Genomic DNA, 26,443 nt, shown 5'->3' with positions numbered 1-26,443 from the left:
CGGCCGTATCCCGGCCGCCCGGTCGCCACAATAAGAGGGAACGGACAAAATGACGAGCTACACATTCGACGCGCTTAAAATGGATGTCGCCGAGGGGCGCATCGACACGGTTCTGGCCTGCCTTGTCGACATGCAGGGGCGTCTGATGGGCAAACGGTTCCAGGCGGAATTCTTCGTTGAAAGCGCCTTTGAGGAAACCCATAGCTGCAATTATGTGCTTGCCACCGACATGGAGATGGAAACCGTTCCCGGCTACAAATCCTCCAGTTGGGAAAAGGGCTATGGTGACTATGTGCTGAAGCCCGATCTTTCGACGCTGCGGCGCGTGCCGTGGCTGGAAGGCACGGCGCTGGTGCTGTGCGATGTGCTCGATCATCACACCCATGAAGAAGTGCCGCATTCACCGCGCGCGCTCTTGAAAAAACAGGTGGCGCGGCTGGAGGCCATGGGGCTAAAGGCCTATATGGCGACCGAACTGGAATTCTTCCTGTTCGACCAGACTTTCGATGCGGCGCGCGCCAACGGTTACAAGGGCCTGAACCTCGCCAGCGGTTATAATGAGGATTACCATATCTTCCAGACGACCAAGGAAGAGGATGTCATGCGGGCGCTGCGCAAGGGCCTGCAGGGCGCAGGCATTCCGGTCGAAAATTCCAAGGGCGAAGCATCCGCAGGTCAGGCGGAAATCAACGTGCGTTATGCCGATGCGCTGACCATGGCCGACCGGCACGCCATCATCAAGAATGCCACCAAGGAGATCGCCTGGTCAAAGGGCAAGGCGGTGACGTTCCTCGCCAAGTGGAATTACAACGCCGCCGGCAGTTCCTCGCATATTCACCAGTCGCTGTGGAGTGCCGATGGCAAGACGCCTGCTTTCCTCGACAAGGACGCCAAGCACGGCATGTCGGAACTGATGCGGCATTATGTTGCCGGGCTTCTTGCCCATGCCAGCGAGATCACCTATTTCCTCGCGCCCTATATCAATTCCTACAAGCGGTTCATGGCCGGCACCTTTGCGCCCACCAAGGCGATCTGGAGCCTCGACAACCGCACGGCCGGATACCGCCTCTGCGGCGAAGGCACCAAGGGCATCCGCATCGAATGCCGCGTCGGCGGCTCCGACCTCAATCCCTATCTCGCCATGGCGGCTTTGCTCGCGGCAGGCATTGACGGCATCGAAAATAAACTCGAACTTGAGCCCGCTTTTGTCGGTGATGCCTATGGCGGCAAGGACGTGCGCGAGATACCCAAGACCCTGCGTGACGCCACTGCCTTTCTGGACGGATCGAAAATGCTGCGCAACGCCTTTGGTGACGATGTGATCGATCATTACGTCCATGCCGGACGGTGGGAACAGGAAGAATACGACCGCCGCGTGACCGACTGGGAAGTGGCGCGCGGTTTTGAGAGAGCGTGAGATCATGGCGTTGTTGAAATCTCAATTTTAGAGTAGATTGTTGCTATTACCTCAATGGAGGCGTGACAATGATCGGTGATCGGATTGATAAGGCGTGGTTTTCACAACAGTTGAAAAAAAGGGGCGGGAGTCAGGCTGACCTGGCTCGCTTCCTGATGCTGGACCGAAGCGCGGTGACGCGCATGTTGAATGGGGAACGAAATATGAGCGTTGAGGAGCAGGACCGGATTGCCGAATATCTCAACGTTCCCGTCGGCGACGTCGCTCTTCATCGTCGGGGCGGTGCCGCCGGTTTTTCGGAAAACAGCCAGTCGACCTATGCCGGGCCTGCTTCGTCCGGAGGAGCAGGTCGCGACGTGCGTAACGTCGGTGCGGCTGAGCGTCGACATCCGATTTTCGGCTGCATGAAAGGCACGATCACCGTCATGCCGGATGTGGACCTGACCGAACCCGTTGATTTTGAATGGGGAGAAAAGCTCTACAATGAGTGACGGCTTTCTTCTCGATACGTGTGCTGTGATCTGGATGTCGCAAGGTGAGCCGGTTTCGGATGACGCGGTTAATGCCTTGAGCCGATCCTACAAGACGGGCGAGCCTGTTTGCGTTTCCGCCGCCACCGCATGGGAAATGGGCATGCTGGTTGCGAAGGGACGCATCAGCGAGACCAAAAGTCCGAAGCGCTGGTACGACGATTTCCGAAGGGAGGCAGAAGTTGTCGAGCAACCGGTGACTGCGGATATTTTTATCGCATCCTGTTTTCTTCCCATGCTTGCTCACAAAGATCCGATCGATCGTATTTTAATTACGACTGCGCGAGAACACGACCTGACGATCATCACGCGAGATCGCGCCATATTGGCTTATGGCGAGGCCGGCCATGTGAAGACGTTGACCTGCTAGAACCGGAGTTTTTCAGTATGACCATGATCCAGAATATCTCGCCCATCGACGGCTCGGTTTATGCCGAGCGGGAGGCGATGTCGCTGGAGGCGGCGCGGGCCGCCGTTTCGAAGGCGCGCAAGGCGCAAAAGGACTGGGCGCGGCGTCCGCTTGAGGACCGCGTTCAGCTGGTTCTGAAGGGTGTCGCCCGCCTCAATGAAATGGTGGCGGAAGTCGTGCCGGAACTGGCGCATATGATGGGCCGTCCGGTTCGTTACGGCGGCGAGTTCAAGGGATTCAACGAACGCTCCAACTATGTCGCCTCCATCGCGGCCGATGCGCTGGCGCCGCTCGTCATCGAGGAAAGCGGCAATTTCGAACGCCGCATCGAGCGCGAGGCGCATGGCGTGGTCTTCGTCATTGCGCCGTGGAACTATCCTTACATGACGGCGATCAACACCGTCGCGCCTGCTCTGATGGCGGGAAATACGGTTGTCATCAAACATGCGGCGCAGACGCTGCTGGTGGGCGAGCGGATGGTGCGGGCTTTCGTTGAGGCCGGCGTGCCTGACGATGTCTTCATCAACGTCTTCCTCGACCACGGCACGACTTCGGCGCTGATTTCCGAAGGTCTGTTCAATTTCGTCAACTTCACCGGTTCGGTGGAAGGCGGCCGCGCCATCGAGCGCGCCGCTGCCGGTACCTTCACCGGTCTCGGGCTTGAACTCGGCGGCAAGGATCCCGGCTACGTGATGGAAGACGCCGATCTCGACGCCGCCGTCGACACGTTGATGGATGGCGCCACCTACAATTCCGGGCAGTGCTGCTGCGGTATCGAACGTATCTACGTCAACGAGAACCTCTATGACGCATTCGTCGAGAAGTCCGTGGCGTGGGTTTCCAACTACAAGCTTGGTAATCCGCTGGAGCAGGAAACGACGCTCGGGCCGATGGCCAACAAGCGGTTTGCCAAGGTGGTGCGGGCGCAGATTGCCGACGCCGTTGCCAAAGGTGCGAAGGCATTGGTCGATCCCAAGCTTTTCCCTGCCGATGACGGTGAGAGCGCTTATGTCGCGCCGCAAGTTCTCGTCAATGTCGATCATTCGATGGAGTTCATGACCGAAGAAACCTTCGGCCCGGCCGTCGGCATCATGAAAGTGAAGAATGACGATGAAGCCATCGCGCTGATGAATGACAGCAAATATGGCCTCACCGCCTCGCTGTGGACGCAGGATGCCGCCCGCGCCGGGCGCATCGGTCGCGAGATCGAAACCGGCACCGTGTTCATGAACCGCGCCGATTATCTCGACCCCGCCCTTTGCTGGACCGGTGTGAAGGAAACCGGCCGTGGCGGTTCGCTTTCCGTCCTTGGTTTCCAGAACCTGACCCGACCGAAATCCTACCATCTGAAGAAAGTCACGAAATGAATATCGTCGCCAACTGGAGCTACCCCACCGCCGTCAAGCTTGGCCGTGGCCGGATCAAGGAACTGGCGGAAGCCTGCAAGACGCTCGGCATCAGGAAGCCGCTGCTTGTCACGGATCGCGGCCTTGCCAATATGGCGATCACCGCGCATGCGCTCGATGTGCTGGAAGAGGCTGGCCTTGGCCGTGCAATTTTCGCCGAGGTCGATCCGAACCCCAACGAGATCAACATGGAAGCTGGCGTGAAGGCCTATCGCGATGGCGGCCATGACGGCGTCGTCGCCTTCGGCGGCGGCTCTGGCCTTGATCTGGGCAAAACCATCGCCTTCATGGCCGGGCAGACGCGCCCGGTCTGGGATTTCGAGGATATCGGCGACTGGTGGACGCGGGCGGATGCCTCGAAGATCGCACCGATCGTCGCCGTTCCAACGACAGCGGGCACCGGTTCGGAAGTCGGCCGCGCCAGTGTCATTACCAATTCGCAGACCCATGTGAAGAAGATCATCTTCCATCCAAAGCTCTTGCCCGGCGTCGTCATCTGCGATCCGGAGCTGACGGTCGGCATGCCGAAGGTCATCACGGCGGGCACGGGCATGGATGCCTTTGCCCATTGCCTGGAAGCCTATTCGTCGCCCTTCTATCACCCGATGAGCGCCGGCGTGGCGCTGGAGGGCCTGCGTCTCGTCAAGGAATTCCTGCCGCGCGCCTATAAGGACGGCACGGATATTGAAGCGCGCACCAATATGATGGCAGCGGCGGCGATGGGGGCGGTTGCCTTCCAGAAGGGTCTCGGGGCCATTCACTCGCTGTCGCACCCAATCGGGGCAGTCTACAACACCCATCACGGCATGACCAATGCCGTCGTCATGCCGGCGGTGCTGCGCTTCAACCGCCCGGCCATCGAAGACAAGATTGCCCGTGCGGCCGCCTATCTCGGCATCTCGGGCGGTTTCGACGGCTTCTATGACTATGTGCTCGAGCTTCGCAAGGAACTCGGCGTGCCGGAAAACCTGACCGCCATGGGCATCAAGCCTGATCGTATCGACGAACTGACGGCGGAAGCTATCAAGGATCCGAGCTGCGGCGGCAATCCGGTGCCGATGACGCTGGAGAATACCAGGAAATTGTTTGAGGACTGCTTTTAAAGGGTCGTTATGGCAACGATGAGAGTTTCAGTCTTTTCGCCATTGCTTGCAGTGGCGTTTTTAAGCCTACCCCTTGTGGCGCAGGCCGCTTCTTTCAAGGAGCTTTCCGGTCAGGGTTACAAAGTCGGAGCTCTGTCGAGCAATAAAGCAGGAATCCGGGGATGGAATTTGTCCAAGGGCTCAGACCGCTATTTCTGTGAAATGCGCGCGACTATGGCGTATTCCGGAAAGAATGGCATGGTGTCCTTCACCAGTGCCGGACGCATGATCACGCTTGATCGTGCAACCGTTGAGAAAAGGCTGGGCAGCTCCCTGAATTTGCCGAAGTACGAAGATCTCAAAGCCGGCCGCCTTAGGACGGATGATGTGGGGTCGTGCCGAAAGCTGGTGTGATCAATCAGATGTCAGAAGCCCGCGATTTATCGCGGGCTTTTTTGTTGTCCCCAAAAACGATCTTAGTCTTTTCTTAACCATGTTCGTTAAGGTTATAGAAAGCACCATGATCGGCTCGGTGTGTGAATGAGCATGAAACGGCTCTGACCAACAGGGGGTATCATGTCAGTCATCACTTTCGCCAACACCAAGGGTGGCGCGGGAAAAACCACTGCGGTATTGCTCCTGGCAACCGAACTGGCCCGCAGCGGCCACCGCGTGACGGTTCTGGATGCCGATCCGCAATTGTGGATTTCCCGCTGGCACGAATTATCAGGCGAGATCGAAAATCTCTCGGTGATTTCGCATGTAACGATGGCTTCGCTTGAAGGCCATATTCGCGAGAATAAAACCAATACCGACTGTTTCATCATTGATCTGCCGGGTGCGAAAAGCCCGCTGCTGACCATGGCGCTTGGTATTTCCGATCATGTGCTGATCCCCGTGCAGGGCTGTGCCATGGATGCGCGCGGGGCCGCCGAGGTTCTGGACCATATAGAATTCCTGAACCGCAAGATGGGCAAGGCGATCGCCCACTCCATCGTGCTGACACGGGTCAACGCCATGGTGGCGACGCGCTCACTGCTGCTCGTCAAGATGCTGCTGGCTGAGAAGAATGTTTCGGTTCTGAATACGCCGATTGTCGAGAGGGCGGCCTATCGCGATATTTTCGACTACGGCGGCACGCTTCTCTGTCTCGATAAGGACAAGGTCAGCAATATCGACAAGGCCGTGGAGAATGCGAAGACATTCGCCGGCGAAGTCATCGGCCTCCTGCCGAAACGCCTGTCGAGGCTCGGCACGCAACCCGCGCGCCTTCTGACCCGCAAGGCGGCTTGAACGACATTCCCAATGCCCGGGCCCTTTGCGGTGCGGGCATTATTTTCGCTTGATTTGGAAATGATCGTTTCCTATATTGCCGCCATGACCAATATTCACCAGCCCAACGCCCCGGAACAGCGCCATCGCGGCAGGCCGCGCGAATTTGACATTGATCGTGCGCTCGACGGCGCGATCCGCATTTTTTCGAGGCGAGGGTATCACGCCACCTCCGTCGGTGATCTCACCGATGCGATGGAACTGGCGCAGGGCAGTCTTTACAAGGCTTTCAAGGACAAGAAGGCCGTGTTCATCGCCACGATGGAGCGTTACCGGATCATACAGACCGAGCGCTTCGAAGCTGCCGTTGCCGGTTACGCGACTGGTCGTGAGCGACTTAGGGCCGGCCTGATGTTCTATGCGGAGCGGTCGCATGGCGGTTCGGGTTCCGAGGGGTGTCTTGTGGTCGGCGCTGCCGCCGATCTTGCTGCTCTGGACGATGACATCGCGGTCGTGGTTGATCGGGCGGTGAGGGCGAGGGAGCAGATCGTCGCCCGGCTTGTGGCTGAGGGGCAAAAGGACGGTTCTGTGCAGTCAAAAGCCGATTCCGAAGATCTTGCCAGAGCGATGTTGTGCATGATGTACGGCATGCGCGTTGTGGGAAAGACCGGGCGGAGCCTGGAAGAAATGACGGCCGTGGTGAATATCGCCATGAAGCTCGCCGAATGATTTTGTGATTATTTAGGAAACATTCGTTTCCATATTGGAGAAAATGATGACGTCGCGTGTCGTTGATGGGGAGGATGTTTACGAAACATCCATTTCCCCGGCCCTTACTTTTTTGCTGGCAACCGCCTGCGGATTGATTGCGGCCAATCTTTATTATGGCCAGCCGCTTGCCGGCATCATCGGCGGGGAGCTCGGCCTTTCTGCCGGCGCGACCGGTCTGATCGTGACCCTGACGCAGATCGGTTACGGTGTCGGCCTGCTGTTCGTGGTGCCGCTTGGCGATCTCGTGGAAAATCGCAAACTGGTCGTCAGTGCTGTCTCCATGGCTGTGCTTTCGCTTGTGGCGGCGGCATTTGCCCCGCATGCCGCGCCGTTTCTGATTGCCGCATTTCTGGTCGGCGTCAGTTCCGTGGCGGTGCAGGTCATTGTTCCCTATGCAGCACACATGGCGCCGCATGCCATTCGCGGGCGGGTGGTCGGCAATGTCATGAGCGGGCTGATGGCCGGCATCATGCTGGCGAGGCCGGTTTCCAGTCTTTTGTCCGAAGTGGTGTCCTGGCGCGGTGTCTTCATGATATCGGCTGGCGTCATGGCCGTCCTTGCCGTCGTGCTCTTCCGGCTTTTGCCGGCTCGTGTGCCTGAGGCGAGGCTGGGTTATGGTTCCCTGATGGCCTCCATGGGCAGGCTTGCCCTCCACACGCCGATCCTGCGGCGGCGGGCAATCTATCACGCCTTCCTGTTCGCCGCCTTCAGCCTGTTCTGGACCACGACGCCGCTTTATCTGAGCGGGCCGCATTTCAATCTCAGCCAGGGTGAGATCGCGCTGTTTGCGCTTGCCGGTGCGGCGGGCACCGTCGCCGCGCCGATTGCGGGGCGCATGGCCGACCGGGGCTGGACCTATGCGGCCACGTTCCTGGCATTGGTGGCGGTGGCGCTGTCATTTGCCGTCACCCATCTTGCGCCCGAAGGATCACATCTTGCGCTTGGGATATTGGTGATTGCGGCCATCGTTCTGGATTTCGGCGTGACCACCAATCTGGTGCTCGGTCAGCGCGCCATCTTCACGCTCGGAGCAGAATTCCGCAGCCGCCTGAACGGCATCTATATGGCGACATTCTTCATGGGCGGGGCGATCGGCTCCGCCGTGGGCGGCTGGGCCTATGCGGTCGGCGAGTGGCAAGCCGCCTCGTGGATCGGTTTCGCCTTGCCGGTGGCCGCCCTTCTATATTTTCTCACGGAAAAGCGCGGCTGAAATTCCAACAAAGAAAAAGCCAGGCGGACCCAACCGCCGGGCTTTTTCTTTTTTACTCTGGTCGATCCTATTCCGCGAATTCGACCACAACGCCGGGGCGGACCATTTTTGCCAGCTCCGTCGCGTCCCAGTTGGTGAGGCGGATACAGCCGTGGCTATTGGTCTTGCCGATCTTGGACGGCTCAGGCGTTCCATGGATGCCGTAGGTCGGCTTCGACAGCGCGATCCAGACCGTACCGACCGGGCCGTTCGGACCCGGCGGGATCTGCAGGATCTTGTCGTTCTGACCCTGCTTGAAGTTGATCTTCGGATTATACGTGTAGCCCGGATTGAGCGCGATGCGCTCGACCGTGTGCGTGCCGCTCGGCGAGGGCGTATCCGTGGAACCAATGGTGGCCGGGTAGGCGGCGATCAGGTTGCCGTCCTGCCCGTAAGCGAAGACCTGCTTGATGCCCTTGTGGGCGACGATGCGGGCGACCTGGCCTTTTTTCGCCTCACCCGGATTGACGACCTTGATGATGGTGCCGGGCACGGAGAAATCTATGCCGGGGTTCAGTTCCTTCAGATAGTTTTCGTCCATATGGAAACGTTCGGCGAGCGCCTCCGAGGTCTTCGTGAAGGAGAGGGCGGGCAGCTGCGATTTCTCGGCATAGTCATCCGGAATGGAGGCGACATAGGGACCTGCGGCATCGGCCGCGGTGATCGTGTAGTCCACGATCGGCATGCCGCCGGAGGCGCGCAGGCGCTCCAGAATGTCATCGGAATTGTTGGGGTCGAGCTTTTCGCCCGTCATGTCCTGCCAGGCGGCAATGGCCTTGTTGACGTTGTCACCCATCTTGCCGTCGATGACGCCGGGCGAGATGCCCTCGCGATCGAGGAAGGTCTGGAGCGCGACGATTTCCTGGCGGGAACGGTTGACCGGCGTGGTCACCGGTGTGTGGCGCTCGATCAGGTGCTCCGGCTGCGGAACGGCGGCCGTGGTGCTTTCGCCGGGCATCGGCTGGCCGAGCGGGCCGCTTTCCACCGCACCGGGTGCGGGAACGGAGCCGGTGTAGACATTGTCGTCGGAACCATTGCCGCGATATTCTCGGTAGTCGCGTACGCTGCCATTGTCCTGATAACCGTAATCACGTTGCGGCTCACGATACTGGCCGCCGGGGGCGGGGGGATAATAGGTAGTGTCGCGCTGGCGCGCCTGCTGGCGCCGTTGCTGCTGGTAACCCGATGGCATTTCGGTGGCCAGCAGATTGCCGTACTGGTCGTAGAAGACAGTACGGCCCATCGCGTCGCGGCTGATGACGATATCACCGCGTTCGGGAACGAAATCGAGAACGCGGCCATCCGGCGTCACCAGAACCGGCTGCTCATAACCATAACGCTGCTGCGCACCAGCCTGTAGCGGGGCGAAAACCGACGCAACGGCGACCGTCAGACCCAGAGCTGCGTTAAGAAACTGTTTCACGATTCTGCTATCCCTTACTTCGTTCACCGATAAACACACCGCAATCTTGACCCTATTGTGAAAAAGGTGAATTCGCGGTTAATGCAATCTTAATTTCCGTCACGGTTAGTAGCGTTTCCGTGAGTTATGCGTTTTTACTGCCACAGGGAGGTTGTCTTGCGCTCGTTTCAGGCTGGCAAATCGCCACGCATTTTCCTCGATGAAACCTCCGTTTTCGATATTGGCTCCTGTTTCGTCGACGGCATCGATATCGCGCCCGGCCGCGCCATTCCCGACGATGGCGATGCGCGCATCGACCACTCGCTGGAAGGCTTTCTCTTCACCTGCGGTCCCGATCATATCCGCCACCCCGAGCCGATTGACGGTGACGGAGAGGGGCGTCGATATCCGTTGCATGGGTCTTTCTCCTCACATCCCGCAAAGATAACGGTCTTTGAACTCAACGAGTCCAATGCGCTGGCACGGGCCGAGGTTCCCGTGAACCTTGCCGATGGCGGCACCGCCCTTCTGGAACGGACATGGCGTATCGACGGGGAAAGCGGCGAAGTCAGCCTCGATGACCGGATCGTCAACACGAGTGCGCGGCCGATGCCGGTCTTTCTCATGTACCACATGAATGTCGGCGCACGCCTTTTTGACGACGCCGTTCGCCTTGAAGGTGCGATGCTCGATGACGGTGGCCATGGCTGGCGTTTCGGCGAGGAGCCGGGCACGGTATTCTGCGTGCCCGCCGGCAAGGACGAGTGGGCGTCACTTACGCTTGGTCCGATTGCGGCCATTGGCGGCAGGACGCTGACCGTGCGTTTTCGCACGGAGACGCTGCCCTATCTTCAGATGTGGCGCAACCAGAAGGAGCCGGCCAATGTCCTCGGCATCGAGCCGGTTTCGCATCGCTGGGTCGGGCGCGGGGAGCTGGAGGCTTCCGGCGAGTTCAACATGCTGCAGCCGGGCGAAAGCCGCTCCTATGGGCTGCGCTTTTCCATCCTCTGAATGGCGTACCGAATGAAGACGCCGTATCATTGACGCAGGGGTTTTGACCGCTTACATCGGATGCGGATTTCAGACGGTGGCGAGAGCGTGCCAGCGGCGCGCAGGCGCCGGTTTCAGCGGAGGCATTAAGATGGATATCAGGCGTATAGACGACGAATATTCGGTCACGGGACAGATCAGCGTTGCCGATCTCGACGAGGTGAAGGCACTCGGCTTCAAGTCGATCGTCTGCCATCGCCCGGATGGCGAAGAAGAGGGCCAGCCGCTTTTTGCCGATATTGCCGAGCGTGCCGAACAGCTGGGCCTCACCATCATGCATGTGCCGGTCGGCCGCTATGGCGTCGATGCCGATGCCGTTACCGGCATGGTGGATGCGCTGGACGAATTGCAGCGCCCGATGCTCGGCTATTGCCGTTCCGGCGCCCGCTCAACGGCGATCTACGAAAAGACCCATCACCTGCGCGGCTGATTTTCCGCGCATTCTTCGATTTTCAAATGCCAATCAACAGGAGTTTTCCATGACCATCAAGCGTATCGAGCCCGGCAAGCGCATGAGCGGCGCCGTCGTTCACGGCAACACCGTTTATCTGGCCGGCCAGGTTGGCGAAGGCACGAGCGTTACGGAACAGAGCAAGTCTGCTCTCGCTGAAGTCGACCGCCTGCTGGCCGCTGCCGGTTCGGACAAGTCGAAGATCCTGCAGACGATCATCTATCTCTCCGACATGTCTACCTTCGGCGAAATGAACGCCGTCTGGGAAGGCTGGATCGACCCGGCAAACCCGCCAGCCCGCGCCACCAGCGAAGCAGCGCTTGCGACCCCGGACTACAAGGTTGAGTTCATCGTTACCGCGGCTCTCTGAGCGACGGTTTGATTTGTGACAAAAGGCCGGGTCGCGGAATGCGGCCCGGCCTTTTTTTGATGAAAAAGCCCCATCTGCCCACGGTCGTCATCCTCGGGCTTGCCCCGAGGATCCACACGATACAACGCGGCCGTGGATCCTCGCCTCAAGGGCGAGGATGACGGAAGAGAGGGATTGCGTTTACCAGATTTTCTTTCCGTATGAATCGCTTGTGCCCTTCACTTCAACGGTTGGGCGAGTGCCTTCTCAAGCTGATTCAACGTCTTCACCCTTTCCGCGAACCACAGCCTCGCCAGATCGCTGCTCGATGCGAGGTCGATGCCATCGGGGTCGATGGATGTGATTTTCCAGCGTCCGGTTTTAGCGCCCGCTAGAGTGGCCAGCCGTGATGCCTCGCCCTTGATGGCGTTGAGGCGTGCCGCCTCATCCGATGCCACCGCCATCAGCTGTTCCGCGCCGGAAAGGTCACTGCGCAGATCGGTTGGGGTGATGTTGCTGGCATTGCGGGCCGGGCCGCCATTGATCTGCACACCTTCCGTCCGCAGCCGGTAAAGCCTCGTATCGGGAAGGGAGAGATAAAGTTTCGCTTTGGGGTAGCGGGCAATGTAGCGCGCGATGGCGAGCGGCACTTCATCCGGGCCGATTTGTTCCGCCTTGCCCACCAGTGTCAGCCGCGGCAGCGTCAGCGCGTCACCCTTGCCGAAGGGGGCGAGCGTCAGCGAGATGCGCGCGTCCGCCTCCATGTTGCGGGCATGCAGCGTCAGCCCTGCCGCGAAGAAGAACGGCGTGCCATCCGGTTCGATGCCGATATTGGTGGCGGTCGTATAGGGATAACCACTGACGGGATCGAGGGTCGCAAGCGCTGCCGTGCGGGAAGTGTGCAGCACATCCCGTGCCACGCGCACGGCCTCGAAAGGCGCACCGGCCGAGGGTTCGATTTTCGCGCCGCGCGGGGTGATGACGGGAGGGGCTGCATCCGACATGTCGTTTCCTAAGCTGTAAGTTTCAGTCAGGATTTACACCATGCCGGAGCCGTGTCCATGCGTAATATCAGCTTCCGGTCCTGATCTGCGTCAGGGTACGCGTCGGCGTGATCGCTTCCGCATCCAGCTTCACCTCGATGATGGCCGGCTTGCCGCTGGCCCGCGCCCGTTCGAAGGCGGCGGCGAAGTCTTGCGTTCTTTCCACCGTTTCGCCGTGGCCGCCATAGGCTTTGGCAAAGGCGTTGAAATCCGGATTGACAAGATCGGTGCCGCTGACACGGCCGGGATATTCCCGCTCCTGATGCATACGGATCGTGCCGTAAGTGCCGTTATTGACCAGTACCGTGATGATCGGCAGGCCGTACCGCACGGCGGTGATGAATTCCTGCCCATGCATCATGAAACAGCCGTCGCCGGCAAAGCAGATCACCTCACGCTCGGGGAACAGATGCTTGGCGGCGACCGCCGCCGGCAGGCCGTAACCCATCGAGCCTGATGTCGGGGCCGATTGCGTGTTGAAGCGACGGAAGCGGTGGAAGCGATGGACCCAGGTGGCATAGTTGCCCGCGCCGTTGGTGAAGATCGCATCATCGGGCACATTGGCCTCGATCCAGTCCATGATCGGACCCATCTGCACCGCGCCGGGGCCGGTCTGCGGTGGGGTTGACCAGGCGAGGTAAGCCGAATGCATGCTGGCCGTGCGGTCCGCCCAGGCGGCATTGGCCGAAAGCGTGACGGAGGAAAGGGCGGCGACGAAATCATCGGGCGAGGCGCAGATTGCGAGATCGGGACGATAGACGTGGCCGAGTTCTTCGGCTTCCGGATAAATGTGGACGAGTTTCTGCGACGGGTAAGGAATGTCGAGCAGCGTATAGCCGGAGGAGGGCATTTCCGAGAGGCGGCCGCCGAGCAGCACCACGAGATCGGCTTCCTTGATCTCCTTCGCCAAGGCAGGGTTGATGCCGATGCCGACATCGCCCGCATATGATGGGCTCAAATGATCGAACAGCATCTGGCGGCGGAAGGAACAGCCAACGGGCAGTTTGTTCTTTTCCACAAATGCCTTGAAGCCTGCGACGCTTTCCTCGGACCAGCGCGTGCCGCCGATGATGAAGATGGGCCGCTTGGCCTCGCCCAGCATTTTCGAGAAGGCGGCGATCTGCGACGGACCGGGATGCGCTTCCACAGGCGTATAGGGCTTTGCTTCCGGCGCCTCGACCTCTTCCACCAGCATGTCTTCGGGCAGCGTCAGCACCACGGGGCCGGGGCGGCCGGAGGTGGCGACGGCAAAGGCGCGGGTAACGAATTCCGGAATGCGGCGCGCATCATCGATTTCACCCACCCATTTGGCAAATTCGGTGAAGGCGCGGCGATATTCCACTTCCTGAAACGCCTCGCGCTCGCGGGCCTCGCGCTGCACCTGGCCGATGAACAGGATCATCGGAATGGAATCCTGCCTTGCGATATGCAGCCCGGCCGAGGCGTTGGTCGCGCCCGGGCCGCGGGTCACCATGCAGATGCCGGGTTCGCCGGTCAGCCGACCCCAGGTGTCGGCCATCATGGCGGCGCCGCCTTCCTGGCGGCAGACCACGGTTTCGATGCCGCTTTCATAAAGCGCATCCAGCACGGCCAGATAGCTTTCGCCCGGAACGCAGGAAACGCGGGAGACGCCATTGGCTTTCAGCGCTTCGACGATCAGTTCTCCGCCGGTTCTTTTCATTCCGGTTCCTTTCATGGCGTCGTGGTCCTTTCGATGTTTTCCAGTTCGGCCAGCACCTGTGCCTGATGCTCACCGAGCTTCGGGCTCGGGCGTTCGTAATGCAACGGGGTCTGGGACATGATAATGGGTGTCCGCACGCCGGGGATGACGGTGCCATCCTGTGCCTCGAGATCGACGCGAAGGCCGCGGGCCTTCACCTGTGGGTCGGCGAACATTTCCTCGATGGAATTGATTGGTCCGGCCGGCACGGCATTTTTCTCGCAGGCGGTCAGAAGATCGCGCTTCTGCCATTTCAGCGTCTCGGTGGACACGATCTGTCGCACGTCCTGCTTGTGCGCCACGCGGGCCTTGTTGGTTGCAAAACGCTCGTCATCGGCAATCGCGCCGATGCCAAGAATGTTGCAGAGACGCCGGAACTGGCCGTCATTGCCGACCGCAAGGATGAGAAAACCATCGGCCGTCGGCACCACTTCATAGGGTGAGATGTTCGGGTGGGCGTTGCCGAGCCTCACCGGGGCCTTGCCGGAAATCAGGTAATTCATGTTCTGATTGGCGAGCACGGCCGATTGCACATCGAGAAGCGCCATATCGATATGCTGGCCTTCGCCGGTACGGATGGCGTGGATCAGTGCGGCCTGAATGGCTGACACGGAATAGATGCCGGTGAAGATATCGGCAACCGCCACACCTGCCTTCATCGGCTGGCCGTCGGGCTCGCCGGTGATCGACATGAAACCGGACATGCCCTGCACAATGTAATCGTATCCGGCGAAATCGGCATAGGGCCCGGTCTGGCCGAAGCCGGTGATCGAGCAATAGATCAGCTTCGGATTGAGCGCTCTCAGGCTCTCATAATCGAGGCCGTATTTGGCAAGTCCGCCGCGCTTGAAGTTCTCGATGACGACATCGGCTGTGCGCACGAGCCGACGCACCAGCTCGCAGCCTTCCGGTGTCTTCAGATCGGCGACGATGGAGCGTTTGCCGCGATTGGTGGCGTGATAATAGGCGGCGGAGAGGTTCTCGCCATCCGTACTTTCGACAAAGGGCGGTCCCCATGTGCGGGTGTCGTCGCCACCCTCGGGGTTTTCGACCTTGATGACGTCGGCACCCATATCGGCCAGCACCTGCCCTGCCCAGGGACCGGCCAGAACCCGCGCCAGCTCGATGACGCGAATGCCTGATAGCGGCGGTTTCCTGTTCGGCATGTCGGTCATCGGTCCCCCGGTATTTTGTGTCTGCCGGTTTATAGACCGCTGCTTGCCGCGTCGCATGTGATTTTATCTCATGGACTTATTCCGTTTCGGCAAAGGCCCCTCAATCGCCGACGATGCGGCCGCACCAGGCGGCAAAGTCCGCCGCGACGGCCTGCCAGCCGATCTCGTTCAGCGTCTCGTGCCGCATGCCCCGATAGATCGTATGTTCGACATGGCTGAAACCCGCCTGGCGAAAGCGCTCGGCAAGCCAGACGATTTCCCTGCCATCATTGGTGGCGGCGTCCTGATCACCGCTGACGAGCAGCAGCGGCAGGGTTTTCGGCAGGCGCTCGATGAGTCTTGGCCCGCGATAGGAAAGTTGGAAAACATCCTGCCAGAGAGAGACGCTGGCCTCGAACTGGCAAAGTGGATCCTCCGCATAGGCGTCCACCGCCGCCTTGTCGTGGCTCAGCCAGTCCGCATGGGTGCGTTTTTCCGGCATTCGGGCATTCCATGCGCGGAAGGTTGCCTTCGGCAGAATGGCGCTCGGCACATCCGAGCCTTTCAGCATCTTTTCGAGACGCAGCAGAACCTGCGCGACACGGCCCATGAAGCCGGGATTGAGGTTGGAATTCCAGATGGAGAGACCATCGAAGGCATCCGGGTGGCTGACGGCGGTGTTAAGGGCCACGAGGCCGCCCATGGAATGGCCGAACAGGATTACCGGCAGGCCGGGATGTCTTTCGCCGACCATCCGCCGCATCGCCATGACATCGGCGACGACCTTGCCGGCTCCGTCTTTCCAGGCGAAGCGACCGAGAGGCGCGTCGGCAGCCTTCGTGCGGCCATGGCCGCGGTGATCGTGCGCATAGACTTCGAAACCCTGCTTCGACATGACGTCGGCAAGACGGCGATAACGTCCGGCATGGTCGACAAGGCCATGGCAGATCATCAGCACGCCGCGCGCCGGGGAAAGAAGGGAGGGCTGGTGGCGAAAGGCGATGGATGCGCCGGAGGGGGCCTCCAGCCTTTCAATCCGGCCGAAGGCGAAGTCGTCCGTCGTGTCGTTCGTTATCGCGCCTGCCATAATGTCCCTTGTCATAATCATGGGGTCATAATCGTGCCAGAGGTTGCCCCAAGGTCCTATTTACCCTACATAGCGGCAAATTTCCCGATACGTACTCTTAAAAATCCGATGTGGAGCATTCGCTACAATGGCACGTCAATTCATCTATCACATGGCCGGGCTGAACAAGGCCTATGGCGCGAAGAAGGTTCTGGAGAACGTTCATCTCTCCTTCTACCCCGACGCCAAGATCGGTATCCTCGGCCCTAACGGCGCCGGTAAGTCGACTGTTCTGAAAATCATGGCCGGCCTCGACAAGGAATATACCGGCGAGGCCTGGCTCGCCGAAGGTGCTACGCTCGGTTATCTCGAGCAGGAGCCGAAGCTCGACGAAAACAAGACCGTGATGGAAAACGTCATGGAAGGCGTGGCCAGCAAGACGGCGATCGTCGACCGCTACAACGAATTGATGATGAACTATTCCGACGAAACGGCGGATGAGGGCGCGAAGCTTCAGGACATCATCGACAGCCAGAACCTGTGGGATCTGGAAAACCAGGTTGAAATGGCCATGGACGCCCTGCGTTGCCCGCCCGGCGACTCGGCCGTTACAGGTCTTTCGGGCGGTGAACGCCGCCGTGTGGCGCTCTGCCGTCTGCTGCTGTCGCAGCCGGACCTGCTGCTGCTCGACGAACCGACCAACCACCTCGACGCGGAAACCATCGCCTGGCTTGAAAAGCACCTGCGCGATTATCCCGGCGCCGTGATGATGATCACCCACGACCGCTACTTCCTCGACAACGTCACGGGCTGGATTCTCGAGCTCGACCGTGGCCGCGGCATCCCTTACGAAGGCAACTACTCCGCTTACCTGCAGGCGAAAGCCAAGCGCATGCAGCAGGAAGCCCGTGAAGATGCCTCCCGCCAGAAGGCCATCAGCCGCGAAAGCGAGTGGATCGCCTCCAGCCCCAAGGCCCGCCAGACGAAGTCCAAGGCTCGTATCAAGGCCTATGACGAGCTCGTTGAAGCGGCGGAAAACCGCCGTCCCGGCGATGCGCAGATCGTCATTCCGGTTGCAGAGCGTCTCGGCCGCGTGGTTATCGAGGCCGAGAACCTCACCAAGTCCTATGGCGACCGCGTGCTGATCGAAAACCTTTCCTTCAAGCTGCCGCCCGGCGGCATCGTCGGCGTCATCGGTCCGAACGGTGCGGGTAAGTCCACGCTGTTCAAGATGATCACGGGTCAGGAACAGCCGGATAGCGGTTCGGTCACGGTTGGTGAGACGGTGCAGCTCGGTTATGTCGACCAGAGCCGCGATACGCTGGCGGGTGACAAGACCGTCTGGGAGGAAATCTCCGGCGGCAACGACATCATCAAGCTCGGCAAGTTCGAAGTGAATTCGCGCGCCTATTGCGGCGCCTTCAACTTCAAGGGCGGCGATCAGCAGCAGAAGGTCGGCAACCTCTCGGGTGGTCAGCGTAACCGCGTGCACCTCGCCAAGATGCTGAAGGCCGGCGGCAACGTTCTGCTGCTCGACGAACCGACCAACGACCTTGATACGGAAACGCTGGCAGCGCTCGAAGAAGCGCTGGAAGCCTTCGCCGGCTGCGCCGTTATCATCAGCCACGACCGCATGTTCCTCGACCGTCTGGCAACCCACATCCTTTCTTTCGAGGGTGACAGCCACGTGGAATGGTTCGAAGGCAACTTCGAAGACTACGAAAAGGACAAGGTCCGCCGCCTCGGCCCGGAAAGCATCAAGCCCGGCCGCGTGAGCTACAAGCGCCTGACGCGCTGATCCCTTTTACGCATTCGATCAAAAAAGGCCCGCCCCAAAGCGGGCCTTTTCTCATGCAATAAATGGGACCGAAGGAAAGCGAGCAGCAAAATGCGCTTGCATCCGAAGTCGCATCGACATAAAGATATCTTTATATGTTGATTAGCTTGCGAGGTGCGGCAGACGTGGCGTTCGGTTTGGACAAATTGGTGGATCTCTTGAAGGCGGCCGGAGAGCCGACGCGCTTTCGCTTGCTGGCGCTTCTGGCGGCCGGCGATCTGACAGTCACCGATCTTACCGAAATTCTCGGCCAGTCGCAGCCGCGCATCTCCCGTCATCTCAAGCTCTTGACGGAAGAAGGGCTGATCGAGCGTTATCAGGAAGGGGCCTGGGCGTACTTCCGCTTGCGGCAGGATGGCGAGCCAGCCGTCGTCGTCAGGCAGCTGCTTGGCGCTACATCGCCCTCCGACGCCGTGCTCCAGCGCGATGGCGAGCGCCTTGCTGCCGTCAAGCGGGTGCGGGCGGAGCGGGCGCAGGATTATTTCAGCCGCAATGCATCCGCCTGGGACGAGCTGCGCCGCCTGCATGTGAGCGACGAAGCCGTGGAAGGCGCGCTCTTGAAGCTGGTGGGCACCACGCCCATCGATTCGCTTCTCGATCTCGGCACCGGCACCGGCCGCATCCTCCAGCTTCTGAGCGGCATCTATCGCCGGGCAATCGGCGTGGATGCCAGCCGTGACATGCTGTCGGTGGCGCGCGCCAATCTCGACAAGGCGGGCGTGATCAATGCATCCGTTCGCCATGGCGATATTCTCAACCTGCCGCTGGAGGGCCAGGATTTCGATCTTATCGTCATCCATCAGGTTCTGCATTTTCTCGACCAGCCGGAGATCGCGCTTTCCGAGGCAGCACGCATGCTGCGTCCCGGTGGCCGGCTGATCGTCATCGATCTTGCGCCGCATTCCTTCGAATATCTGCGCGATGAACATGCGCATGTTCGGCTCGGCTTTTCGCATCCATTGATGGAAGAATGGCTGAAAAAGGCCGGGCTTTCTCTGGAGCGCGCCGTCGATCTTCATTCTGAACGAGCGTCCGATGAATCTCTGGACGTGACAATATGGGTTGCCCGCGACCAGCGGCTGCTGATGGCAGACGATGTGGTGCAAGAGGTGGTTTTACTTGGCTCCGGGAGGGCATGATATGTTGAGGTCGGAAACCGCGCGCCGCGATGGCGATATCCGGTTATCTTTCGAATTTTTCCCGCCCAAGAATCCCGAGATGGAAACCCACCTCTGGGAGACGGTTGAAGAGCTGAAAAAATGGAACCCGGATTTCGTCTCCGTCACCTATGGCGCTGGCGGATCCACCAAGGCGCCGACGCTGGATGCGGTGCGTCGGATGATCGGGGACAGCCATCTGCCGACCGCCGCGCATCTGACCTGCGTGGATGCCAGCCGTGACGATGTGCATCAGGTCGTCGAGGAGTTTCGCAATGCCGGCGTTCGCCATTTCGTGGCGCTGCGCGGCGATCCCTCGACCGGCATCGGCACGGCCTACAAGCCGCATCCTGAAGGTTATGAGAACGCTGCCGCATTGGTGAAGGGGCTGCGCGAGATCGGCGATTTCGAGGTCTCCGTTTCCGCCTATCCGGAAAAGCACCCTGAAAGCGCGAGCGAGGCAGTCGATATCGATATGCTGAAGCGCAAGGCGGATAATGGCGCTACCCGTGCGCTGACACAGTTCTTCTTCGATAATGACGTGTTCGAGCGTTATATGGAGCGGGTGACAGCGGCTGGCATCACCATTCCGGTGGTTCCTGGCATCATGCCGATCCAGAACCTCACCCAGCTCAAGCGTTTCGCCGGCCGCTGCGGTACGAGTGTTCCCGGCTTCCTGGATGAGCGTTTCGAAGGCTATGACGATGACATTGAAGGGCGCGCCCGTGTGGCCGCTGAGGTCGCTGCCGAGCAGATCGCCGATCTTCAGCGGCGCGGTGTCAACGAATTCCATCTCTACACCATGAACCGTGCGCCGCTGGTCGATGCGGTGCTTGAAAATCTCGGTCTGGAGCGTCTGCGCCGCAGCGCAGCCTGACTTCACCCAGCAGATTACCGACATGAAAAAAGCGCAGGTCCCGTGGGGCCTGCGCTTTTTAAATTCGTGTCATCTACGGTTCTTAATTGCGTTTGGTCTTCACGTCTCGTCAGATGAAAAGCATCATCGCTACGAACAAAAACGCCAAACCGACTGCCAAGGCATTGAGAGATTTTGTAAGTCCCATGGGTGCCTCCTGTTGTTGACAGGTTCGATAATATGACCGTTTTGTGGCAGTTGAAAAGCGGTTTCTGTGACGCAGTGCAGCACGCTTTGGCCCAGCGTAAAAAGGATACTCGCGTAACAAATTGAAATTAAATGATTATTTTCTTATCACGCAGTGCTTCATATCTTTAAAAAAAGTAAATGACCGGGGTGTTATCCCCAGTCATCCGGTCGAGATTAACGATTTCCGCCTTGATTCCGGCCCATAGATTAAAGGCCTGACAGCGCCGTTAAGATTGCTTAAAGCGCCTGCAGAAGTGCTGCAGACGGCCAGCCATCTGCGGGTATTCCGAGACGCTGCTGTTCCTTCTGGATAGCGACGCGGGTGCCGGAACCGAGAATGCCATCCACCTTGCCGACATTGTGTCCGCGCGCTTCAAGCTTGGTCTGAAGTTCCTTCATGGTCGCGTCATCGAAGCCCGGCTCGGGGTTCCCCTTGTTATAGACGGGGGCGCCCATCAGGCGGGTGGCGAAATAGGCGGCCGAGGTCGTGTAGATGAACGACTGGTTCCATTCCAGATAGATGTTGAAGTTGGGGTAGGTGATGAAGGTCGGTCCCTTGCGGCCCTGCGGCATGATGAGGGCTGCGGGCAGGGAAGCGAAATTCCTGTTGCCGTCGCGCGGCGTCACGCCAAGCGCAAACCAGTCGCCGGCGGTGAGCGAGCCACCGAGGCCGGATTTTTCCCACGGCAGGTTTTCCGGCACGGAGACTTCCTGGATCCAGGGTTCGCCCTTCTTGAAGCCGAGATGCTGGATGAACTTTGCAGCCGTCAGGATCGCATCCGGGCCGCTGCTCTTGACGTTGATATGGCCATCGCCGTCGCCATCTACGCCGAAAGCGATGATATCTTTCGGCAGCATCTGTACCTGGCCGATTTCACCGGCCCATGCGCCAGTATTGGCGGCGGGGTCGAGATCGCCGTGCTGGACCATTTCGATGAGCGCCAGCAATTGCGGCCGGAAGAGTTCCGGGCGGCGGCAATCATGGGAGAGGGTCACCAGCGCGTTGCGGGTGTTGAAATCACCCTGGACGGCGCCGAAATCGGTTTCCATGGCCCAGAAGGCGGCGATGACGCCAGCCGGTACGCCGAATTCATTTTCAGCGCGGGTAAAGGTGGAGGACAGTTCCTGAAGCTTCTTGCGGCCGATATCGAGACGGGCCTGGCTGACGGTACGCTGGGAGAATTCCAGGAAGGTCTGGCGGAAGACGCCCTGGGCGCGGTCACGCGACAGCACCTTGGGGTCGATCTGCGCGCCGGCGAGCGCCTTCTGGATCGCATCGGCTGGAACGCCCTTGGCTGCGGCATCGGCTTTCACGCCCTCAAGAAATGCGCCGAGATCGCCGCCGCAGGCCACCTGCTTGGGATCCTCAGGCGAGGCAACGGGTGGCGTGGCGAAAGCCGAGCTGGAAGACAAAAGGGAGAGAGCGGCGGCAAAAAGGATGCTGCGCGACCGGAACGTGGGCATGGGAATTTCCTCAATAGGTTGTTGGCCCGCTTTACCCATATGTTTGCGACAAAAAAACGGACCGAGCGATCTGACGTTGCAGAACAACGCCGATTTTTCGAAAGTGTTGCTTCTTGGCCGTCTTATTTGGCGGAAGCGATCCATTGACGCCAATTTTTCTCCGTACCGGCAAAGACATTGATGTCCGTTGGGCCGTTGACGCCGGGCACGACGCCGGTTGCCGTATATTGCCAGAAGGCCCATTTCCGGTCCTCGTAAATCTTGGCCGGATGGGCGGCGACGGAGCGCACCCAGAAATGGTAATCCTGGAACTGGCCGACCAGATTGTCGCGGTGGAAGTCGACCGAGGTATAGATGATCGGGCGCTTGCCGTAGTGGGCTTCGATGCGGTCGAGGAAACGCTGCATCTCCGCGCGAACGATGCCAGGTGCCGGGCGCGTCTTGCAGGTGGGCGAGGAGGGGTTCCACTCCACGTCTAGAACCGGGGGCAGGGTGACGGCATCTTTCGGCACGTTGCGAATGAACCAGTCGGCCTGAGCGTCTGCCGTCGAGCAGAAATAATAGAAATGATAGGGCGCGTGCAGAATATCTGCAGCTGCCGCGCTGCGCCAATGGTCGCCGAATTTGGGATCGATGCGGTCTGACCCTTCCGTCGCCTTGATGAAGACGAAGGAAACGCCGGATTTGCGCACGGTACGCCAATCGACATCACCGTTCCACTTGGACACGTCGATGCCGTGCACCTCGTGGCGATGCGGGTTGTTCATGCCGAAATCCTGCGGATCGGTATCGGAAAATTTCGGCTTGGACACGGACGCGGTTTCAAGCAGGTCGTAACTCGTGGACGTGCAGCCGCCGATCAACAGCAAAGCCGACAGTAGTGCCGATAAACGCAGCCGCATTGGAACCCTGAATGAAAGTGTTGCCCATCCCGCAGCCGCAAATGGCGCGCTGCATCTCCCGATTTACCCATAACATGGTAAACAAGCGGTTATGGCAAGGGGTAACCGCTTTTTTCGACCGCGCAAGCCGCTGTATTTGAAGCGATTTGCAGTCATAAGGCTGGGATGACGGCAAGAATTCCCGAGTGGAAAGCCCTGGTCGCAGCACCACACCTGCCTTTGCCGAGACGCCGGAAGCTCTTCGAGGATCAGGCGTCGGCGAGGATGCGACTGATTTTCGGCTGTGTTTCGGTTACCGGGAGCGTGATGACGGCACGCCAGGCATAACCCCGAGCGATCTCTTCGAATTCGAGATTGCCATCAAAGCGGCCGGCCATATTGGCGAGGACGTAGCGAAGATTGGCACGGGGCGTGACGTGAAAACGGGTGAGCCATGCCTGCAGAAGTGTGCGGAACCACTTCGGCAATTGTTCCTGCTGGCCGAAATCGACAATATGCAGGGAGCCGCCGGGCTTGAGCGCGGAAAGGGCCTGTTCGATCGCCTTTTCCCAATCCGGTATCATCGACAGCGCATAGGGGATCATGACGCGGTCGAAACCGTCGGGCTGGCCGAATTCGGCGGCGCGGAAAGCGGTGGCGTCGGCCACACGAAGAATGGGTCGCTCTGCCTTGCCGGCAAAATTCTCGGACGCGGTCAGCAACATTTCGGAGGAGATATCGAGGCCGAACAATCTTGCCTGCGGAAACTTCCGGCTGGCCAGAAGCAGGTTGCGGCCGGTGCCGCAGCCGATTTCAAGCAGCGTGCCGTCTTTCGGCACGTCCAGGCCGGAAATGGTCCTGTCACGGCCGAGAAGGTAATATTTGCGGGTAATATCGTAGATGTGCCGCTGGTGGCGATACATGCGGTCCATCAGGCCCGCATGGGCTTCATCTGCAAGACCCACATTCTCGCCGACGGTTTTCATGCCATAGCCCTCTGATAGATATGGAAGCCACCATAGATGGCTGAGCGATCCATGGCGTTCAGTTCCTGGGAACGCTCCTCGAGATAGACCCACTGGTTGCGGATGTCAGTGGAGAGCCTGCCTTCGATGACGCTCTTTTCGGCGGCGGTGCGGAAGATGACACGCGCACCGGGAGCGGCGGTGCGGCTGATCTGCGACCACAATTCGTTGAGCTGCACATCCGTCATCCAGTCCTGCGCGTCGAGGAGGATATAACGGTCGACGCCGTTTGCCGGCTTCTTGGAAAGAAGCTCGGTATAGGTGGCGTGATGCACGGCGACGCGGGCGGTGTTGTTGCGGATCGTCTCGTAATATTCCGGCTTGAGATAGGCGGGCAGGGCACCCTCGTGCGGCTCGGGATAACGGCGCGCGAAGGCCTGCCAGGCGAAATAATTGTCGCTGAGCGGGAAGTTGCAGGCGAGCTTTTCCAGCCGCTCCTTGAGCACGGAGGCAACCGTGCCGTCGTTCGAAAGGCTTGCCAGTTCGTCATATTGCCGGGGCGGAATGCCAAGGCCGAAAAGCGAGCTTTTGCGCTTCGTCAGCCAGCGTACCACGGGCTTGTCGAATAGCGGCGCGACCTTGCTGTCGAAAAACTGGCGCTGTTCGGCAATCGAGCGGCTCTGGGCCATTTCCGTCAGCTTGACGCCGTGCAGGCGCGCCATGAGGTGGCCGGCGCCGATGAAACGGCCAAGCAGGCCGGTACGGTAGATATTCCTGTCGAAGACCGTGATGCGGCGACGGCCAGACAACGTGCGCTTCGACCAGTAGGCTTTGGTGGTGTCGTCGAGATGCTCGGCGATGAAACGGTCATAACCACGGCTGTTGCTGCGCGTATTGGCGCGGCCGAACTGGCGCACGACGTCCTGATGGGCGGGAAGGTGGCGGAAGGCGGCGAGCTTCAGCTTGTTGAGGGCGATGTGATGCGGGTTCAAATCCACCACATCGATGCTGGCCGGATTGCGGGAGAGATAGGCCAGCATGTTGCAGCCGCCCGAGCCGATGGTGACGATGCGGTGGCCTTCGCCAAGCTCCATCGCTTCCATGTCGATTTCCGGGTCTTCCCAGATCTGCGGATAAACGAGGCCGGAAAACAGGACGCCGAAGAACCGTTCGGAAAGACCGCTTTTCGAGAGTGCCTTGTGCTGGAGCAGCGCGGACTTCAGTTTTGTGTTTTTGCTGAAGCCGGTCTTGGGTGCCGCACTCGTCATATGTTCACCTCTCAGTCGATTGAGAGGCGTCTACAGCCGTGACGCTACAGTTTGATGACAGGGGCTGTGGGCGGAAGCAACGAATCGAAAAGACGCATGAAACGGATCGACTTTGCAGTGCGCTGAGGGTGTTCTCACCGGTCGTGACGTCATCCTCGGGCTTGACCCGAGAATCCATGAGTACGTCGAAATCGTCATCCTCGGGTCAAGTCCGAGGATGACGGACAGGTTTTTCGGCGCTTTTCGCCACCAGTCTCAAGAAACCAGCCTGATCTGGATGGTGTTCCCGATGCAGCCTCGAAGCAATCACTTGCGCAGAACGTGCAGCATGCCCTTGCGCTTGGCGTCGTAGTAATAACCGCGTGCATAAAGACGGACTGCGTTGTCACGGTTGCTATCGGCCACAAGCCATGCGCCACGCAGATATTTGACGGCGTATTTGAGGTTTGTTTCGGCGTCGAACAGGCCGGAGGCGGGGCCATCAAAGCCCATGGAGCGGGCAGTGGCGTGCTTGATCTGCATCAGACCGAAGTGGCCGCCATTATAGGCGCCGGGATTGTACATGCTTTCACGCTGGACAACGCGGTGCACCAGATCTTCCGGCACATTATACATGACCGCATATTTCGAAATCAGCCCACTCAGCTTTTCGCGCCCGGCCGGTGCCGACTTGAGAGGAGCCGTCACGGTTTCATTCTGCCGGATGGCGGCAAGGGCGGCGTTGGTCGGGCCCGCGGCATAGGCGAGAACCGTGCTGTCAGGCTTCGGCAGCGGAATGACCTTGCGCTCGGCCGTCAGTTCGGTGCCGATCGATGGGGTGCCAGGTGGCGGCGGCGCGGGCGGGAAGCTGCCCTTGACGGCAACCACCTGCGGCAGATCGGCGGCGGCGTTGTGGGTGGACGATTGTGCTGCGGCTCCAGCTGTCTCGATCGCGGTTGCTGCCGGCGTTGCGGCATGGGGTGCGAGAGCAGCCGCTGTGGCCGGCGCGGACGTCGTCACGGTCGCCAGCGCCATCTCTGCCGGTTGCTGCATCTGGGCGCTGATCGCCGCTGCTGCTGCGATTTCAGAGGCTGGCGGCAGGGCCACACGGCCACCCTTGACGGCGACGGCGGTAGGAAGCGTTGCAGGTTGCGAAGCGGTGGCGGCGTCTGTCGCCGGTGCGGCCGGCGTTACGCCTGCTGCGGTTTCAGCCGTTGCCGGCTGTGTCGATGCCTGCGCAGGAGCGGCAGTGGGGTTGACTGCCGCAATTTTCGGGCCGTCCGGCCCTTCCTTGGCGGTATATTCGACACTTGTGCATCCAGCCAATGCCAGTGCGAGGCCCACGGTGGAAGACAGAAGAACTGCACTTCTTCCGCGGAATTTGCCCGAATTTCGCATGTTGCCGCCTTCGTTATG

25 protein-coding genes are annotated in these 26,443 nt (G+C 59.8%); 15 read left to right on the top strand and 10 right to left on the bottom strand.

The window, feature by feature from the left end:
* Window positions 1-49 precede the first annotated feature (49 nt).
* The 9 genes from OK142_RS11170 to OK142_RS11130 all read left to right on the top strand — a co-directional run bounded on the left by OK142_RS11170 (window position 50) and on the right by OK142_RS11130 (window position 8,097).
* Window positions 50-1,417 carry a glutamine synthetase family protein gene (locus OK142_RS11170; RefSeq protein ID WP_003494807.1) on the top strand — a complete coding sequence of 456 codons (1,368 nt, stop codon included), beginning with the start codon at window positions 50-52 and terminating at the stop codon, window positions 1,415-1,417.
* Window positions 1,418-1,485: 68 nt separating this feature from the next.
* Window positions 1,486-1,908: a helix-turn-helix domain-containing protein gene (locus OK142_RS11165; RefSeq protein ID WP_498682769.1), complete on the top strand. Its 423-nt coding sequence runs from the start codon at window positions 1,486-1,488 to the stop codon at window positions 1,906-1,908.
* The gene (locus tag OK142_RS11160) at window positions 1,901-2,317 is read left to right on the top strand and encodes a type II toxin-antitoxin system VapC family toxin (protein WP_498682766.1); all 417 of its coding nucleotides are present in this window, start codon (window positions 1,901-1,903) and stop codon (window positions 2,315-2,317) included. The genes OK142_RS11165 and OK142_RS11160 overlap by 8 nt, the downstream gene beginning before the upstream one ends.
* Before the next feature lie 17 nt (window positions 2,318-2,334).
* Window positions 2,335-3,723, top strand: a complete 1,389-nt coding sequence (locus OK142_RS11155) for an aldehyde dehydrogenase family protein (RefSeq protein WP_144577314.1) — start codon at window positions 2,335-2,337, stop codon at window positions 3,721-3,723.
* On the top strand, window positions 3,720-4,865 hold the full coding sequence (locus OK142_RS11150; RefSeq protein WP_498682762.1) for an iron-containing alcohol dehydrogenase: 1,146 nt from the start codon (window positions 3,720-3,722) through the stop codon (window positions 4,863-4,865). The genes OK142_RS11155 and OK142_RS11150 overlap by 4 nt, the downstream gene beginning before the upstream one ends.
* 9 nt (window positions 4,866-4,874) lie before the next feature.
* Window positions 4,875-5,258 carry a hypothetical protein gene (locus tag OK142_RS11145; protein WP_137037980.1) on the top strand — a complete coding sequence of 128 codons (384 nt, stop codon included), beginning with the start codon at window positions 4,875-4,877 and terminating at the stop codon, window positions 5,256-5,258.
* A gap of 162 nt (window positions 5,259-5,420) precedes the next feature.
* Window positions 5,421-6,137, top strand: a complete 717-nt coding sequence (locus OK142_RS11140; RefSeq protein WP_498682760.1) for a ParA family protein — start codon at window positions 5,421-5,423, stop codon at window positions 6,135-6,137.
* Between the two features lie 60 nt (window positions 6,138-6,197).
* On the top strand, window positions 6,198-6,845 hold the full coding sequence (locus OK142_RS11135; protein ID WP_498682758.1) for a TetR/AcrR family transcriptional regulator: 648 nt from the start codon (window positions 6,198-6,200) through the stop codon (window positions 6,843-6,845).
* Between the two features lie 46 nt (window positions 6,846-6,891).
* Window positions 6,892-8,097 (top strand): MFS transporter, encoded by a 1,206-nt coding sequence (locus OK142_RS11130; RefSeq protein ID WP_498683216.1) that lies wholly within the window; start codon window positions 6,892-6,894, stop codon window positions 8,095-8,097.
* Window positions 8,098-8,164: 67 nt separating this feature from the next.
* Here the strand turns inward: OK142_RS11130 and OK142_RS11125 are convergent, their stop codons facing one another.
* Window positions 8,165-9,559 carry a L,D-transpeptidase family protein gene (locus OK142_RS11125; RefSeq protein ID WP_082182664.1) on the bottom strand — a complete coding sequence of 465 codons (1,395 nt, stop codon included), beginning with the start codon at window positions 9,557-9,559 and terminating at the stop codon, window positions 8,165-8,167.
* Window positions 9,560-9,715: 156 nt separating this feature from the next.
* On the opposite strand from OK142_RS11125, the gene OK142_RS11120 reads away from it, so the two are divergent.
* The 3 genes from OK142_RS11120 (at window position 9,716) to OK142_RS11110 (ending at window position 11,409) form a co-directional block, all read left to right on the top strand.
* Window positions 9,716-10,549, top strand: coding sequence for an aldose 1-epimerase family protein (locus OK142_RS11120; RefSeq protein WP_498682756.1), 834 nt, complete (start codon window positions 9,716-9,718; stop codon window positions 10,547-10,549).
* A 130-nt stretch (window positions 10,550-10,679) separates the two neighbouring features.
* The gene (locus OK142_RS11115; protein WP_082182662.1) at window positions 10,680-11,018 is read left to right on the top strand and encodes a protein tyrosine phosphatase family protein; all 339 of its coding nucleotides are present in this window, start codon (window positions 10,680-10,682) and stop codon (window positions 11,016-11,018) included.
* A 49-nt stretch (window positions 11,019-11,067) separates the two neighbouring features.
* Complete coding sequence (locus tag OK142_RS11110) at window positions 11,068-11,409, top strand: RidA family protein (protein ID WP_004442838.1); 342 nt, start codon at window positions 11,068-11,070, stop codon at window positions 11,407-11,409.
* Window positions 11,410-11,627: 218 nt separating this feature from the next.
* Here the strand turns inward: OK142_RS11110 and OK142_RS11105 are convergent, their stop codons facing one another.
* From OK142_RS11105 to OK142_RS11090, 4 genes are all read right to left on the bottom strand, one after another.
* A complete protein-coding gene (locus tag OK142_RS11105) occupies window positions 11,628-12,392 on the bottom strand; it encodes a HugZ family pyridoxamine 5'-phosphate oxidase (RefSeq protein ID WP_498682752.1) in 765 nt (254 codons plus the stop codon).
* Window positions 12,393-12,459: 67 nt separating this feature from the next.
* A complete protein-coding gene (locus OK142_RS11100; RefSeq protein ID WP_498682750.1) occupies window positions 12,460-14,127 on the bottom strand; it encodes a thiamine pyrophosphate-binding protein in 1,668 nt (555 codons plus the stop codon).
* Window positions 14,124-15,326: a succinate--glutarate CoA-transferase gene (gene caiB, locus OK142_RS11095; protein ID WP_498682748.1), complete on the bottom strand. Its 1,203-nt coding sequence runs from the start codon at window positions 15,324-15,326 to the stop codon at window positions 14,124-14,126. The genes OK142_RS11100 and caiB overlap by 4 nt, the downstream gene beginning before the upstream one ends.
* Before the next feature lie 100 nt (window positions 15,327-15,426).
* Entirely contained in the window at window positions 15,427-16,392 is a 966-nt protein-coding gene (locus OK142_RS11090; protein ID WP_498682746.1) for an alpha/beta fold hydrolase, read from the bottom strand.
* A 127-nt stretch (window positions 16,393-16,519) separates the two neighbouring features.
* Here OK142_RS11090 and ettA point away from each other — a divergent pair, with 127 nt between their 5' ends.
* The 3 genes from ettA (at window position 16,520) to metF (ending at window position 20,242) form a co-directional block, all read left to right on the top strand.
* Complete coding sequence (gene ettA / locus OK142_RS11085) at window positions 16,520-18,169, top strand: energy-dependent translational throttle protein EttA (RefSeq protein WP_003494839.1); 1,650 nt, start codon at window positions 16,520-16,522, stop codon at window positions 18,167-18,169.
* 164 nt (window positions 18,170-18,333) lie between these two features.
* On the top strand, window positions 18,334-19,347 hold the full coding sequence (locus tag OK142_RS11080) for an ArsR/SmtB family transcription factor (RefSeq protein ID WP_035242208.1): 1,014 nt from the start codon (window positions 18,334-18,336) through the stop codon (window positions 19,345-19,347).
* A gap of 1 nt (window position 19,348) precedes the next feature.
* The gene (metF, locus tag OK142_RS11075; protein ID WP_498682743.1) at window positions 19,349-20,242 is read left to right on the top strand and encodes a methylenetetrahydrofolate reductase [NAD(P)H]; all 894 of its coding nucleotides are present in this window, start codon (window positions 19,349-19,351) and stop codon (window positions 20,240-20,242) included.
* A 465-nt stretch (window positions 20,243-20,707) separates the two neighbouring features.
* Here the strand turns inward: metF and OK142_RS11070 are convergent, their stop codons facing one another.
* From OK142_RS11070 to OK142_RS11050, 5 genes are all read right to left on the bottom strand, one after another.
* Window positions 20,708-21,934, bottom strand: a complete 1,227-nt coding sequence (locus OK142_RS11070; RefSeq protein ID WP_498682741.1) for a lytic murein transglycosylase — start codon at window positions 21,932-21,934, stop codon at window positions 20,708-20,710.
* Window positions 21,935-22,056: 122 nt separating this feature from the next.
* The gene (locus OK142_RS11065; protein ID WP_498682739.1) at window positions 22,057-22,836 is read right to left on the bottom strand and encodes a glycoside hydrolase family 25 protein; all 780 of its coding nucleotides are present in this window, start codon (window positions 22,834-22,836) and stop codon (window positions 22,057-22,059) included.
* A 248-nt stretch (window positions 22,837-23,084) separates the two neighbouring features.
* Window positions 23,085-23,801: a class I SAM-dependent methyltransferase gene (locus OK142_RS11060; protein ID WP_216330010.1), complete on the bottom strand. Its 717-nt coding sequence runs from the start codon at window positions 23,799-23,801 to the stop codon at window positions 23,085-23,087.
* Window positions 23,798-25,048 (bottom strand): BtaA family protein, encoded by a 1,251-nt coding sequence (locus OK142_RS11055; protein ID WP_313609885.1) that lies wholly within the window; start codon window positions 25,046-25,048, stop codon window positions 23,798-23,800. The genes OK142_RS11060 and OK142_RS11055 overlap by 4 nt, the downstream gene beginning before the upstream one ends.
* A gap of 306 nt (window positions 25,049-25,354) precedes the next feature.
* Window positions 25,355-26,425, bottom strand: coding sequence for a lytic transglycosylase domain-containing protein (locus OK142_RS11050; protein ID WP_082182657.1), 1,071 nt, complete (start codon window positions 26,423-26,425; stop codon window positions 25,355-25,357).
* Window positions 26,426-26,443 lie beyond the last annotated feature (18 nt).

The organism is Agrobacterium sp. BT-220-3 (assembly GCF_025910175.1).
Classification (GTDB): Bacteria; Pseudomonadota; Alphaproteobacteria; order Rhizobiales; family Rhizobiaceae; genus Agrobacterium; species Agrobacterium oryzihabitans.
The sequence above is the reverse complement of the archived record's forward strand: the minus strand, read 5'-3'. Positions and strand labels throughout refer to the sequence as shown.

Excerpts from the sequence above, each read along its gene's own strand:
- OK142_RS11150 (WP_498682762.1), top strand. The coding sequence starts at position 3,720 with ATGAATATCGTCGCCAACTGGAGCTACCCCACCGCCGTCAAGCTTGGC.
- OK142_RS11135 (WP_498682758.1), top strand. The coding sequence starts at position 6,198 with ATGATCGTTTCCTATATTGCCGCCATGACCAATATTCACCAGCCCAAC.
- OK142_RS11115 (WP_082182662.1), top strand. The coding sequence starts at position 10,680 with ATGGATATCAGGCGTATAGACGACGAATATTCGGTCACGGGACAGATC.
- OK142_RS11140 (WP_498682760.1), top strand. The coding sequence starts at position 5,421 with ATGTCAGTCATCACTTTCGCCAACACCAAGGGTGGCGCGGGAAAAACC.
- OK142_RS11060 (WP_216330010.1), bottom strand. The coding sequence starts at position 23,801 with ATGAAAACCGTCGGCGAGAATGTGGGTCTTGCAGATGAAGCCCATGCG.
- OK142_RS11090 (WP_498682746.1), bottom strand. The coding sequence starts at position 16,392 with ATGGCAGGCGCGATAACGAACGACACGACGGACGACTTCGCCTTCGGC.
- OK142_RS11065 (WP_498682739.1), bottom strand. The coding sequence starts at position 22,836 with ATGCGGCTGCGTTTATCGGCACTACTGTCGGCTTTGCTGTTGATCGGC.
- OK142_RS11105 (WP_498682752.1), bottom strand. The coding sequence starts at position 12,392 with ATGTCGGATGCAGCCCCTCCCGTCATCACCCCGCGCGGCGCGAAAATC.
- OK142_RS11170 (WP_003494807.1), top strand. The coding sequence starts at position 50 with ATGACGAGCTACACATTCGACGCGCTTAAAATGGATGTCGCCGAGGGG.
- caiB (WP_498682748.1), bottom strand. The coding sequence starts at position 15,326 with ATGACCGACATGCCGAACAGGAAACCGCCGCTATCAGGCATTCGCGTC.
- OK142_RS11160 (WP_498682766.1), top strand. The coding sequence starts at position 1,901 with ATGAGTGACGGCTTTCTTCTCGATACGTGTGCTGTGATCTGGATGTCG.
- OK142_RS11130 (WP_498683216.1), top strand. The coding sequence starts at position 6,892 with ATGACGTCGCGTGTCGTTGATGGGGAGGATGTTTACGAAACATCCATT.
- OK142_RS11110 (WP_004442838.1), top strand. The coding sequence starts at position 11,068 with ATGACCATCAAGCGTATCGAGCCCGGCAAGCGCATGAGCGGCGCCGTC.
- ettA (WP_003494839.1), top strand. The coding sequence starts at position 16,520 with ATGGCACGTCAATTCATCTATCACATGGCCGGGCTGAACAAGGCCTAT.
- OK142_RS11070 (WP_498682741.1), bottom strand. The coding sequence starts at position 21,934 with ATGCCCACGTTCCGGTCGCGCAGCATCCTTTTTGCCGCCGCTCTCTCC.
- OK142_RS11100 (WP_498682750.1), bottom strand. The coding sequence starts at position 14,127 with ATGAAAGGAACCGGAATGAAAAGAACCGGCGGAGAACTGATCGTCGAA.
- OK142_RS11165 (WP_498682769.1), top strand. The coding sequence starts at position 1,486 with ATGATCGGTGATCGGATTGATAAGGCGTGGTTTTCACAACAGTTGAAA.
- metF (WP_498682743.1), top strand. The coding sequence starts at position 19,349 with ATGTTGAGGTCGGAAACCGCGCGCCGCGATGGCGATATCCGGTTATCT.
- OK142_RS11055 (WP_313609885.1), bottom strand. The coding sequence starts at position 25,048 with ATGACGAGTGCGGCACCCAAGACCGGCTTCAGCAAAAACACAAAACTG.
- OK142_RS11050 (WP_082182657.1), bottom strand. The coding sequence starts at position 26,425 with ATGCGAAATTCGGGCAAATTCCGCGGAAGAAGTGCAGTTCTTCTGTCT.
- OK142_RS11145 (WP_137037980.1), top strand. The coding sequence starts at position 4,875 with ATGGCAACGATGAGAGTTTCAGTCTTTTCGCCATTGCTTGCAGTGGCG.
- OK142_RS11155 (WP_144577314.1), top strand. The coding sequence starts at position 2,335 with ATGACCATGATCCAGAATATCTCGCCCATCGACGGCTCGGTTTATGCC.